Genomic DNA, 12,543 nt, shown 5'->3' on the forward strand with positions numbered 1-12,543 from the left:
GCTTGACCCTGGCCCGGCGCTTGGCCCTGCTGGCCGCCGACTTGGCCCGGCTGCCCCGGGAACTGGCGACTGTGGCCGCCTCGCGTCCCGCCCGGGCCGCCCTCTGCTCCAGCGCCGGCGCCGGCGGGGAGAACCGTCGATGCAGCCGCCGTACCCGCAGCGGCGAAGCCGATGGCCATCGCGGCCGCCACCGCCGTCTTCCGGCCGGACCAGCGCACCGGTCGAACCGCCGGCGCGGTCGACGACTCCGCGATGGCCGCCACGTCGGGCGGCGTTGGCGGAGGGGTTGGCTGAGCCGACGGAGCGGTTGGCTGCGCCGGCGGAGGGGTTGGCTGCGCCGCCGACGGGACGTACGGCGGGGGTGTGGGGCGTTCCATGGCAGGGCTCCTCGCTACTCTGGCGTCCCGCGTCGGGCGTGCATCCACGGGCGAGACGTTGTCCTTACGGTCGGCTCGAATGCTGTCCGGAGGCTGTGGTCGACGCAGGAGACGACTGGGAACACCGTCGTCCGGAACCCGAAGCGCTCACAGGGAAGCCACAGGAGCGCCCTAGGGAACGCGAGGGGTCCTGTTCTCTAATGGGATCCATGAGCACTCCCGCACCCACGCTGAGCCGCGCCGACGGTTCCCCGGTCCGCGTCCTGGTCGTCGACGACGAGGCCAACATCACCGAGCTGTTGCGGATGGCGCTGCGCTACGAGGGCTGGCAGGTCGAGACCGCCGGCACGGGCCTGAGCGCGGTGCGGACCGCCAAGGAGTTCGCACCCGACGCCGTCGTCCTCGACATGATGCTGCCCGACTTCGACGGCATGGAGGTGCTGCGGCGGATGCGCGCCGAGGATCCTGGCGTACCGGTCCTCTTTCTCACCGCCCGCGACGCCGTCGAGGACCGCGTCGCCGGGCTGACGGCGGGCGGCGACGACTACGTGACCAAGCCGTTCAGCCTCGAGGAGGTCGTGGCGCGGCTGCGCGCGCTCATGCGACGTACCGCCGTCGCCACCAACGAATCGAGCTCCCTGCTCGTCGTCGGCGACCTCACTTTGGACGAGGACAGCCACGAGGTGACCCGCGCCGGTGCCGAAATCAACCTGACCGCCACGGAATTCGAGCTGCTGCGCTACCTGATGCGCAACCCGAAGCGGGTGCTGTCCAAGGCGCAGATCCTCGACCGGGTGTGGAACTACGACTTCGGCGGGCAGGCGAACGTCGTCGAGCTCTACATCTCCTACCTGCGCAAGAAGATCGACGCGGGCCGGGAGCCGATGATCCACACGATGCGCGGCGTCGGGTACGTCCTCAAACCCGCCGCCTGAGTCATCCACAGGAAGGCCACAGCGGTCCGACAGTGGCTGCAGGGCCGCCGGGCGTGTGCTGGTCTCATGACGAAGCGGAGCCGCGAGATGCTGGGTGCCATGTCGTTGCGCCGCAAGCTCGTCCTGTCGATCCTGTTGCTCTTCGCGATCGTGACCGTCGCGACCAGCGCGGCGACCGTCGCGGCTCTGCAGCACTCGGTGATCGGCCAGCTCGACGAACAGCTCCAGGCGGGCTCCCGGCTGCGGCGCGACGACGACGGCCCGGGCCAGGGACAGGGCCAGGGGAGAGGCGGGTGGGGCGCGGCCCAGGCGGCGTGTGAGGGGGTCGGCGGCGGCCGCGCGGCCGGCGGGGCGTTCGGGCGGCAGGCCCTCACGGTCGCCACCACGCGATCGGGGAACACCGTCGCCTGCGTCACGCGACCGGGTTCGGTCACCGCGCTCTCGGCGGACCAGATCGCCCTGGTCGCCTCCGCGGACTTGGACGGCACCCCCAAGACGGTGGATCTGGGCGGATCGCTCGGCAGCTACCGGGCGGTGGCTGGCACGGATCCCGCGGGGAACACTGTGGTCAGCGGCCTGTCCTCGACCGAGGCGCAGAACACCGTCACGCGCCTGGTGACCATCATGGGTCTGGTCGGGCTGTCGGGGATCGTGCTGGTGGTGCTCGGCGGCTCCTGGTTGGTACGCCGCAACCTCGCCCCACTGGAGCGGGTCGCCACCATCGCCGGGAAGGTGTCCCGGACGCCTCTGTCGACCGGCGAGGTCGAGATCGCGGAGCGGGTCCCCGCCGCCGACACCGACACGCGCACCGAGGTCGGCCAGGTCGGTGCCGCCCTCAACGAGCTCCTCGACCACGTCGACACCTCGCTGCGGGCGCGGCACGAGTCGGAGACGCAGCTGCGCCGGTTCGTCGCTGACGCCAGCCACGAGCTGCGGACGCCGTTGGCGTCGATCCGCGGGTACGCCGAGCTGTCCCGCCGGGAGACCGAGCCGGTGCCCGAGGGCGTCCGCCACGCGCTGACCCGCATCGACTCCGAATCCGCGCGCATGGCCAGTCTCGTCGAGGACCTCCTGCTGCTGGCGCGACTCGACGCGGGCCGCGAACTCGCCCGGGAGCCAGTCGATCTGACGCATCTCGTCATCGACGCGGTCAGCGATGCGCGCGCCGCCGGACCGGACCACAAGTGGCAACTCGACCTGCCCGAGGAGTCCGTGGAGACCGTCGGGGACCAGGCCCGCCTCACCCAGGTGATCGTCAACCTGTTGGGGAACGCCCGGACCCACACGCCGGCGGGAACGACGGTCGTGGCGAGCGTCCGTCGGGACGCGAACACGGCCGTCCTGGTCGTCGCCGACGACGGTCCCGGGATCCCGCCCGAACTCCTCCCTCGCATCTTCAAGCGGTTCACCCGCGGCGACGAGGCGCGCACGCGGCCGACGGGCGTGAACGGTACGCCGACGGCCTCGACGGGACTCGGGCTCTCGATCGTTGACGCCGTCGTGGCGGCCCACCACGGCGCCGTCGGGGTGCAGAGCGTCCCTGGTCGCACGGTGTTCACGGTGCGCCTCCCCCTGGCCACGACCTGACCATTCGTCATCACGGCAGTTCACCGCAGTCATCAGGGCGCGACAGAGGCCGCACAGGGTCGCCACAGGTAGCGAGCCGATCGTCGAGTTATGAACGTCACCGCCACCGAGGCCTCGCGCGGCCCAGCCACATCCGACGTACCACCCCCCAGCCCCACCCTCCCTGCCTACGACACCCCAAGCGCCCTTGGCGCCCCGCGGGATTCGTGGATCGACCGGCGCAGCCTGCGGCACTGGCCGCGCGCGGAGCGGCTCGGGTTCGGCGCGCTCCTGCTGGCCACGCTGGGGTTCTACCTCTACGGGCTGTCCGCGAACGGCTACGCCAACTCGTTCTATTCCGCGGCGGCCCAGGCGGGTTCGGTGGACTGGACGGCGTTCTTCTTCGGCTCCTCCGACGCGGGCAACTCGATCACGGTCGACAAGCCGCCGGCCGCCCTGTGGGTGATGGCCCTGTCCCTGCGGCTCTTCGGGCTCAACTCCTGGGCCATCCTCGTCCCCGAGGTCCTCATGGGCGTCGCGACGGTGGGGCTGCTGTATCGCAGCGTGCGCCGCTACGTCGGGCACGGCGGCGCCATGCTCGCCGGGGCCGCCTTGGCGCTGACGCCCGTCGCGGTGCTCATGTTCCGGTTCAACAACCCGGACGCGCTCCTCACCCTGCTGCTAGTGGCGGCCGCGTGGGCGACGCTGCGGGCGATTGAACCGGAGGAGCAGACGCCGTACGGCGGGGCGCGGCGCCGGTTCGCCATGACCAGCGTGCGCTGGTTCGCGGTCGTCGGGCTGTTCGTCGGCCTGGCCTTCCTCACCAAGACGTTGCAGGCGTTCCTGCTGGTGCCGGTCCTGGGGCTGGTCTACCTGATCGCCGCCCCCGGGTCGATCGGCCGGCGGGCCCTTGGCGCGCTTGCTGGAGTAAGCACCATGGTGCTGGCCGGTGGATGGTGGGTGGCGATCGTCGAGTTGCTGCCGGCGAACATGCGCCCGTACGTCGGGGGCAGCCAGACGAACTCGTTCCTGGAGCTGACCTTCGGCTACAACGGACTCGGGCGCATCGACGGCAACGAGACCGGCTCCGTCGGCGGCGGCCCGGTCGGAGCGGCCGGCGGGGCAGGCGGCGGCGGGAGCATGTGGGGCCAGACCGGACTGTTCCGCATGTTCCTGGGGATCTCCGGCGGCCACGTGAGCTGGCTGCTGCCGACCGCCCTGATCTTCCTCGTGGCGGGGCTGTGGGCCACCGCCCGCACTCGACGTACGGATCCGCTGCGCGCCGCGTTCCTCGTCTGGGGCGGCTGGACGATCGTGACCACGCTGGTGTTCTCGTTCATGGCGGGGATCTACCACGACTACTACACCGTGGCGCTGGCCCCCGGCATTGCGGGCCTCGTCGGACTGGGCGCCGGCCTCGGCTGGCGGCGCCGCGACGTCCGGTTGTGGACCGCGGTCCTGGCGCTCGGCACGGCAGCCGCCGCGATCTGGGCCTTCGTGCTGCTCACCCGGGTGGCGACGGTCGCGTACGGTCCGCTGCGGTACGTCGTGCTGATCGCCGGCCTCGCCGCCGCGCTGCTCCTCCTCGTCCACCACCGGATTCACCGGCGGGTGGTGCCGATCGTCGCCGCCACCGCGATCGCGGCCTCCCTCGCCGGTCCCGCGGCCTATTCCGCCTCCACGGTGACGAGCGCGCATCAGGGGTCGATCGTGACGGCTGGCCCAGCCGGCGTGGGGCAGGGCGGTCCCGGCGGTTTCGGTGGCCGTGGCCAGTTCGGCGGCGGCTTCCCGCCCGGCGCACCGGGCGCGCAACCCGGCGCGGGCATGCAACCCGGCGCAGGCACCCAGTCGGGCGGGGGCACTCAGCCCCAGTTCCCCGGCGGCATGCCCGGCGGCATGGGCGGGACAGGCGTGACGGGCAGGACCGGAGGGGCGAGCGGCCTGCTCAACGCCGCGACCCCCAGCACCGCGGTGGTGCAGGCCCTGCAGGCCAACGCCGGCAGCTACCGCTGGGTGGCCGCCACGATCGGGTCGCAGAACGCGGCCGGGCTCCAGCTCGGCACCGGCGAACCCGTGATGCCGATCGGCGGCTTCAACGGCTCGGACCCGAGCCCGACGCTGGCGCAGTTCCAGTCGTACGTGACGAGCGGCCAGATCCACTACTTCCTCGCCGGCGGCGGCATGGGCGGGCGGCAGAACGGCGGAAGCAACGCCGCCGCGCAGATCAGCGCCTGGGTGCAGGCCAACTACACCTCGGTGAACATCGGCGGCCAGACGTTCTACGACCTGACCCAGCCACTCGCCGACGCCTCGTGACGTGGAGGAACACCTGATGACCAACCCCGTTCTCGACGTCGTGGTCCCGGTCTACAACGAGGAGGCCACGCTCGCGGCCTGCGTCGACCGCCTCGACACCCACCTGCGCGCCACGTTCCCCTACCCGTACCGCATCACCATCGCCGACAATGCCTCCACCGATCGAACCTGGCAGGTGGCGAAGACCCTGGCCGCGCGGTACCCGACCGTCCTGCCCTACCACCTCGACCGCAAGGGTCGCGGGCGCGCACTCAAGGAGGTGTGGGGCCGCAGCGACGCGACGGTGCTGGCGTATCTGGACGTCGACCTGTCCACCGACCTCGACGCGCTGTGGCCATTGGTCGCGCCCCTGATGAGCGGGCATTCCGACCTGGCCATCGGCTCCCGGCTAAGCCACGGGTCGCGGGTGGTGCGTCAGCCGTTCCGCGAGTTCACTTCGCGCAGTTACAACCTCATCCTCCGCGGCGCACTGGGGGCCCGATTCAGCGACGCCCAGTGCGGGTTCAAGGCGATCCGCGCCGACGTCGCCCGCGAGCTGCTGCCGTGGGTGCAGGATCCGACGTGGTTCTTCGACACCGAACTGCTCGTGCTCGCCGAACGCTGTCGGCTGCGGATCCATGAGGTGCCGGTGGACTGGTACGACGACCCGGACAGCCGCGTCGACGTCGCCGGCACCGCCCGCGATGACCTGGCCGGCGTCCTGCGGATGCGGCGGACGTTCGCGCGGGGGCTGATCCCCGTCGATGACCTCGCGATCCGCATCGGGCGCGGGCGGCTCGGCAACTCGATCCTGGGGCAGGCGGGCCGATTCGCCGGCGTCGGCGCGGCGAGCACGGTCCTCAATCTCGCGGCGTTCGCGGCGATGCACGCCGCGGGGGTGGCCGCGCAGGTCGCCAACGCGCTGGCCCTCATCGTCGCCACGCTCTGGAACACCTCGGCGAACCGGCGCTTCACGTTCGGCGTGCGGAGCCGGCACGGCTGGTGGCGCCATCAGCTGGTGGGCCTGGCGATCTTCGCGCTGACCTGGGCGAGTTCGGCGTTCGCCCTCTGGGTGCTCGGTTGGGTCGCGCCGGGTGCGCCGACCGCGGTGGTCACCGCGGTGGTCGGTACGGCGAACGTAGTGGCCACCGTGGTGAAGTTCGTGGTGTTCCGGTCGTGGATGAGCGAGCCCCACCCGGCCGACGCCCGGTTCGTGGCCGAGGCCGAGCCGCCGCTGGCGGCTGACGCCGAAAGCGCCACCGGGGCCCGGCGCGAGGAGTCGCGCCGAGCCCCGGTGACCACTGGCGGAGGCGGAGGGATTTGAACCCTCGATGGGGTATAACCCCCAAACCCGCTTAGCAGGCGGGCGCCATAGACCGGACTAGGCGACGCCTCCACCGCTGGAGCGGCCTGGAGAGGCCGCCGCAGGACGTGGCAAGGTTACCCGGTCCCGGCGGCGCAAGACAAAAGCGTCCCAGGCGGACTCGAGGTCGCCCGTGGCCCCGGCGTGCGGACCGAGCCAGCCGAGGCCCCGGGCGTGCGTCGGCACGAGGCTTGGGACCCGGCACGAGGCTGGGCGACGGCACGAGGTCTGAGCACGGCGCCACCCGACTCCGCGCACGACGAAGGGCTCCCGGGTCGAAACCCGGGAGCCCTTCGTCGAAGTCTGAGGAGTGGCGACGCTCAGAGCGGGCGAACGTTGTCCGCCTGCGGGCCCTTGGGACCCTGCGTCACCTCGAACTCGACCCGCTGCGCCTCATCGAGGGAGCGGTAGCCACTCGTCTGAATGGCGGTGTAGTGAACGAAGACGTCGGGGCCGCCGCCGTCCTGAGCAATGAAACCGAAGCCCTTTTCGGCGTTGAACCACTTCACGGTGCCCTGAGCCATGCGAAATACAACTCTCTATCTGTGAGGCCGTCGGCGCGAACCCATCGTGCGCGCCGCCTGGCTGCGGCGTACCCCGTCACCGCGGGACAGGCCCACTTCCCGGCCCTTGCTGATGCTTGGACCGGATTATGCTGCGAGGAACTGCTTGTGCAACCAGCTTCACCGTAGCACGGAGCTCCCACGGGCCAATAGGTCGGTTGCCCAGTTTCTTCGGCCGGCCGGTGCGCTCAGCCGCGCGCCGGCGCCTCGCAGCCGCAGCTGCGGCGATGCAGGATCTCCCCCGCCAGCCGCAACGATTGCGCCGGTGCGTCCGGCGTGTTCATGCGCCGGATGAGCATCTGCACGGCGCGAGCTCCGATCGCGAACCACGGCTGGACCAGCGTGGTCATGGCCGGCTCGGCGACGCCGGACCAGGGCACCTCGTCGAAGCTCACCATCGCCAGGTCCCCGGGCACGGAGACGCCGGCCGCGCGGGCGGCGCGAAGGGCGCCGACGGTGGCGGCGTACCCGGCCGTGAACAACGCAGTCGGCGGGGCGGGGCTCGCCAAGAGTGCCCCGACGGACCGCCGCGCCGCGTCCTCCCCGGCGCACTCCGCGACGACCAAATCCGGGTCGATGGCGAGGCGACGGCGGCGATGGGCTTCCTCGTAGCCGTGGCGCCGCTCCCGGAAGGTGGGATGGCCGGTCGGGCCGCCCACGTAGGCGATCCGCGTGTGCCCGCGCTGCATCAGGTGCTCGACCAGCGAACAGGCCGCGGCCTCGTTCTCCACGCCGACCTGGTCCGCGCGGACGTCCTGGACGCGGTCCACGACGACGAACGGCACCGATCGTTCCTGGATGAGCTTGAGGGCGCCGTCCTCACCGGCGACCGAGGGGACCAGCAGGAGCCCGTGCACGTGGTGCGCGAGCAGCCGCGCGACGACCCGCGCCTCGTGCTCCGGATCGTCGTGGGTGTCGGCCAGGAGCATCTGCAGCCCCCGCCGGGAGGCCTCCTCCTCGATGCCGTCGACCAGCTCGCGCAGACCCGCGTTCACCGAGGCGGACAGCGCCAGTCCGATGGTCAGCGTCGAGCCCGCAGCAAGGGACCCGGACACCGGACGATGCCGAAATCCCAGGCGCTCCATGGACTCCAGGACCAGGCGCCTGGTTTCGGGGTTGACCGGCCGGGTGCCATTGACCACGTGCGACACGGTGCTGACGGACACGCCCGCATCCCGGGCGACCATCGTCATCGTGACAGTGGGCATGGGCACATCTTCGCGCACCAGATCGCTCCGAGACGAGGTCCGCGTGGTCCCGGCGCGCTGACGGGATGCCCCACTCCCACCGCACATACCCCCGCCGGTATCATGGGCTCCTCCCGGAATCGTGCCGGGTGTGGCGACCGGCCCGCCGGTCCCGGTTGGAAGGCGATGCCCATGGTCTCCTTGGATCCCGACGACATGGCTCCGGTCATCAACCGACTGCGCCGAGCCCAGGGGCAGTTGGGGGGCGTGCTCGCCATGATCGAGGACGGCCGCGAGTGCGAGGACGTCGTCACCCAGCTCGCGGCCGTGAGCAAGGCGGTCGATCGGGCGGCGTACACGCTGATCGCGTCCACGTTGCGGCGCTGCATCGACGCCGGGGACGAGTCCAGCCTGGACGCCAAGCGCCTGGAGAAGATCTTCCTGTCCTTCGCGTGATCACGCGGTACGCCGACACGGCCGACGGCTCACTGAGGCTCGCCGGGCCCGCCGTAGACTGGGCCTGCTCGGGCAACCGGGCAGGGAGGGCTCGCATAGTGGCCTAGTGCGGCGGTCTTGAAAACCGCTATGGGGTGATCCCTCATCGTGGGTTCGAATCCCACGCCCTCCGCATCGTCAGCACGAGTCGCTTGCTGATTCCCCGCGCTCGACCGGGTCTAGCTCGGCCGCCCCAGTTGGGCCATCAACCGTTCGGTGGCACTCGCGTCGGGGCGCGCCGGGATCGGCGGCGCGAAGTTCGGGTTGGCAGCCGTGGTCACGCGGTCGGTCAACGCGCGAGCATAGTCCAGCAGCTCCGGCGCCAACTCCAGGCGTCGGCCCAGCGAATGCTCGATGTCCCAGGCGTGCACCATCGCGTCTACGACGGGAAAGGCCAGGGCCGCGGACAACGGCATGCGCGCGCCCCGCATCTCGCGCGGCGCACCCAGGTCGGCCTCCGCCAAGGCGGCCAAGGCGCCCGCGCAGGTGTCGCGAAGTTCGGCGACGGGGTCGGCCACGTACCAGGCCTCCGGATCCGATCGCAGCTGCGAGATCGCCTCGTCACGCGCGAGGCCGCGGGCCTTGGCGACGCTCCCGGTCACGTGCGCGACCACGTCCCGCACGGACCAGCCGTCGAGGTTCGACGGCCGCTCCCAGTCCCCCTCCTCCAGGCGTCCCACCACATCCTCGAGCAGCCGGAACGACTCGCGTGCCACATTCACCGCTGAACCCCCTTGACCGTGCCGGCTCCTGGCGAGCTGCCGCAGCAACTCGCCGCTCAGAATAGAGCGCCGGCGACCGCGCGCCCACCGAGCGAGACCCGGTCCGGCGCGCGTCGCCGGACCGGGTTTCGTGCTGGGTGGGCGTCAACCCGTGCTGGCCGTCAGCGGGTCAGACGGGGCAGCGGGTCAGGGTTCAGCGGGTCAGCGTCCCCGTCCAGAGGGCGTTGTCGGTTCCTCGCCCGAACACCGCTGCCTGGCCCGCGGTGGGACTCGTCACCGCCGGCTGGGAGGTGAGGACGCCGCCGTACGACGACCACGCACCCCACCGGCCGTCCGAGGCTTGGCTGCGACCCCACAGAGCCTGGTCGGTGCCCCGGGCGAACACCGAGATCTGCGCCACGCCGGTGCTGGCGGCCGCCGGGGTCGTCGTGATCGACCCGCCGAGGGAGGCCCAGTTGCCCCATCGGCCACTGACCTGGGCCTTGGTCCACAGCGCGTTGTCGGTGCCCCGCCCGAACACGGTGACGCGACCCCAGCCCGCGGCGACGGCCGCGGGCGGTGTGGTGAGGACACCGCCCAGGCTGGTCCAGGGGCTCCAGGCGCCGTCGCTGAACTGCCGGGTCCACAGCGCCTTATCGGTGCCGAGGCCGAACACCGCGATATGGCCCCAGCCGTAGCTGACCGCGGTCGGCGGTGAGGTCAACGTGCCGCCCAGGCTCTGCCAGGCGCTCCAGCCGCCGGTCCCCAGCGTGCGCATCCACAGGGCGTTGTCGGTGCCGTTGGCGAAGATGGCGACGCGGCCGGAGCCGTACGCGACAGCCGTCGGAGCCGACGTGATGCTGCCACCCAACGACTTCCAGTTGCCCCACGTGCCGTTGGAGCACCACCTCGTCCACAGCGCGTTGTCCGTGCCCCGCGCGAACACCGCGACGCTCGTCCCGCTGGTCACCGCCGCGGGCGTCGAGGTGAGGACGCCGCCGAGGGACGTCCAGTCGGTCCAGGTTCCGTTCGCCAACGACCGCGTCCACAGCCCGTTGTCGGTGCCGGTCACGAAGACCGCGGCGCGCTGTAGCCCGGTCGTGACGGCGGTAGGCGGCGACGTCAGCGTCCCGCCCAAGGACTGCCAGCCACCCCACGGGGCGGCGGCGGGCACGGTCACGGCAGCGGGCGGTGCCGTCGTCGCGCTCGCCGGGGCGAGCGGGACGACCAGGCCGGCGCTGGCCAGGACCAGGCCGGCGAGAAGGCGAAGGGGTCGGTTCGAGAGTGCAGACATGGACGTGCTCCTGTTCTGGTGAACCGGCCGGGGGCGCTCGGGCCGACGGCCGGAATGTGACGCGCAACAATGCAGGGAGACTGAGACGTGTCGCGGACGCGGCGACGTGCTGCCTCGTGCCGCCGAGGACGGCAAACACAAGCCGTGTCGGCGGGCACGACAAGACAGACGCAGCCAGATCCCGGTGTGACCCAAGGGACGCCGCGCCAACGGCAGGAAATGCGGACCTCGATTCCACAAGAAACGACGTCCAGGGACGGGGCACCGTCGTATGCCCTTACGCGCCGCCTATTCCGTCCCGAACCCACCGGCGACCTGCGGGGAGGTCACCGGGCGCGGCGTACTCTGCCGCGCAGGCGGTCAGCCCGCGCGCAATCCGCAGCAACCAAGCGGATTGGTGACATCACGCGTCCCCCCTCGCGTTCGCAACCGTGCGATCAACGGATCAGGCGATCACGCGGCATCGGCCGACCTTGCGGGCCCCTACGCCGCCGGCATCGAGGCATTCCTGCCACCCGGCGCGAAACCGTCTGTGGCAGCTAGGAATTCGATGGCGCAAACGCTACGTCGGGCGGGCCCGAATGACAACATAATTCGGACTGTCAGTTAGATCTCGTCGTAACCCAACGGCTGCAGTTTGGCGCGGTCATGATCGGGTTCCAGGTGTCGAGGAAAGTCTTCTTGGTGGTCGATGCGTGCGCATTCGCCTGCGTCAGCTCCAAGCCGCCCTGACAGATGGTGCCCGCGTTGGCCATCTGCACGTAGACCTGGTCGGCGGCCGCCGAGGCCTGGAGCGCGGCCCTCAGCTTGTCGCGGGCGTCGATGCCGCCCTTGACCTTCGCGAAGGGACCGTCGCCGACGTCGTTGACCTTCGCCAGCTGCGCCATCCGCCCCTGCAGGGCCTCGTCGATCTGGGCCTTGCCGCCGGGCTTGTCCCCCTTGGTGCAATACGCCTCGATGCCCTGCATCAGGGTGGTCCGGGAGCCTCGCCCGGAGTCCAAGATCTGCCCCACCGCGACGCGGGCCGCCTGAGCCTCGTCGTTCAGCGTGGTGGTCGGGGCGGGCGAGGAGGAGGCCACGGTTCCGCTGCTCGCCGCCGCCGAGGTCGAGGCGCTGGGGCTCGGTCCGCTGCCGCCCCTCAGCGCCATGAACGCCCAGATCAGTCCGGCCACCAGAAGGACGGCCACGGCGACGAGCAGCGGCCACGTCGGGGGCTTCCGAGCGAGCCGGTCCGGGTCCTCGCCGCGCGCCGACGGGGTGGCGGCCAGGGCCGACGCGCCGGACCCGCTCCCGCCGTACGGCGCTGCGGACCGCCCGGTCCGCGCGTCCGGGTGATCGGGCCACGCGGCGAACTGATCGAACACCCCGGCGGGACGTTCGACGTGCGGCGCAGCCGAGTCCCCCGGACCCTGGGCGCCCCCACGGATCGGCGCGGTGTCGGCGAGCGGCGGCGACTCGGCCCGGGGCGGGGCGCCGGAAGGCGACGAGGCCGCGGGCGGTGGCGCGACGGCGGGCGGACCCGCCTGGGTCATCGGTGCCGTCGGCTGGTCGATCTCCGAGGCCGACGCCGAGATGCCCGAGGCCGACGCCGGGACCGCACCGTCGACCTGGTGCCCGCACGACACGCAGAACCGGGCGCTCGGCGGCAGAGACGCGCCGCACTGCGCGCAGAATCTCGCCATGGCGCCCCTCCTCACACGCGGGTCAGCGTCGTAGCCTAGCGAGTCAGCCTCATCATGCCTCATCGCCGCTGGTCAGGGACGCCCC

10 protein-coding genes and 2 tRNA genes are annotated in these 12,543 nt (G+C 71.7%); 6 read left to right on the forward strand and 6 right to left on the reverse strand.

Features of this window, described 5'->3' with window-relative positions; all coding sequences use genetic code 11:
* Window positions 1-607: 607 nt before the first annotated feature.
* The 4 genes from IPK37_04375 (at window position 608) to IPK37_04390 (ending at window position 6,497) form a co-directional block, all read left to right on the forward strand.
* Window positions 608-1,312 carry a response regulator transcription factor gene (locus IPK37_04375; protein ID QQS02662.1) on the forward strand — a complete coding sequence of 235 codons (705 nt, stop codon included), beginning with the start codon at window positions 608-610 and terminating at the stop codon, window positions 1,310-1,312.
* A gap of 87 nt (window positions 1,313-1,399) precedes the next feature.
* The gene (locus IPK37_04380) at window positions 1,400-2,899 is read left to right on the forward strand and encodes a HAMP domain-containing histidine kinase (GenBank protein QQS02663.1); all 1,500 of its coding nucleotides are present in this window, start codon (window positions 1,400-1,402) and stop codon (window positions 2,897-2,899) included.
* A 90-nt stretch (window positions 2,900-2,989) separates the two neighbouring features.
* Entirely contained in the window at window positions 2,990-5,194 is a 2,205-nt protein-coding gene (locus tag IPK37_04385; protein QQS01672.1) for a glycosyltransferase family 39 protein, read from the forward strand.
* Window positions 5,195-5,210: 16 nt separating this feature from the next.
* Window positions 5,211-6,497 carry a bifunctional glycosyltransferase family 2/GtrA family protein gene (locus IPK37_04390; GenBank protein QQS01673.1) on the forward strand — a complete coding sequence of 429 codons (1,287 nt, stop codon included), beginning with the start codon at window positions 5,211-5,213 and terminating at the stop codon, window positions 6,495-6,497.
* On the opposite strand, the gene IPK37_04395 is transcribed toward IPK37_04390, so the two are convergent.
* The 3 genes from IPK37_04395 to IPK37_04405 form a co-directional block, all read right to left on the reverse strand.
* A tRNA-Ser gene (locus tag IPK37_04395) sits at window positions 6,476-6,569 on the reverse strand. The genes IPK37_04390 and IPK37_04395 overlap by 22 nt on opposite strands.
* Before the next feature lie 287 nt (window positions 6,570-6,856).
* A complete protein-coding gene (locus IPK37_04400) occupies window positions 6,857-7,060 on the reverse strand; it encodes a cold-shock protein (GenBank protein QQS01674.1) in 204 nt (67 codons plus the stop codon).
* A 227-nt stretch (window positions 7,061-7,287) separates the two neighbouring features.
* Entirely contained in the window at window positions 7,288-8,307 is a 1,020-nt protein-coding gene (locus IPK37_04405; protein QQS01675.1) for a LacI family DNA-binding transcriptional regulator, read from the reverse strand.
* 171 nt (window positions 8,308-8,478) lie between these two features.
* Between IPK37_04405 and IPK37_04410 the strand changes: the two genes are divergently transcribed.
* Together IPK37_04410 and IPK37_04415 are read left to right on the forward strand one after the other, a co-directional pair.
* A complete protein-coding gene (locus IPK37_04410) occupies window positions 8,479-8,742 on the forward strand; it encodes a metal-sensitive transcriptional regulator (protein QQS01676.1) in 264 nt (87 codons plus the stop codon).
* An 84-nt stretch (window positions 8,743-8,826) separates the two neighbouring features.
* A tRNA-Ser gene (locus IPK37_04415) sits at window positions 8,827-8,914 on the forward strand.
* A 46-nt stretch (window positions 8,915-8,960) separates the two neighbouring features.
* Here IPK37_04415 and IPK37_04420 read toward each other — a convergent pair.
* The 3 genes from IPK37_04420 to IPK37_04430 all read right to left on the reverse strand — a co-directional run bounded on the left by IPK37_04420 (window position 8,961) and on the right by IPK37_04430 (window position 12,458).
* Window positions 8,961-9,503, reverse strand: a complete 543-nt coding sequence (locus tag IPK37_04420; protein QQS01677.1) for a TIGR03086 family protein — start codon at window positions 9,501-9,503, stop codon at window positions 8,961-8,963.
* Between the two features lie 193 nt (window positions 9,504-9,696).
* Window positions 9,697-10,776: a hypothetical protein gene (locus tag IPK37_04425; protein QQS01678.1), complete on the reverse strand. Its 1,080-nt coding sequence runs from the start codon at window positions 10,774-10,776 to the stop codon at window positions 9,697-9,699.
* A gap of 602 nt (window positions 10,777-11,378) precedes the next feature.
* Entirely contained in the window at window positions 11,379-12,458 is a 1,080-nt protein-coding gene (locus tag IPK37_04430; protein QQS01679.1) for a zinc ribbon domain-containing protein, read from the reverse strand.
* Window positions 12,459-12,543: the final 85 nt, after the last annotated feature.

The sequence above is a fragment of the Austwickia sp. genome, from assembly GCA_016699675.1.
Taxonomy (GTDB): domain Bacteria; phylum Actinomycetota; class Actinomycetes; order Actinomycetales; family Dermatophilaceae; genus Austwickia.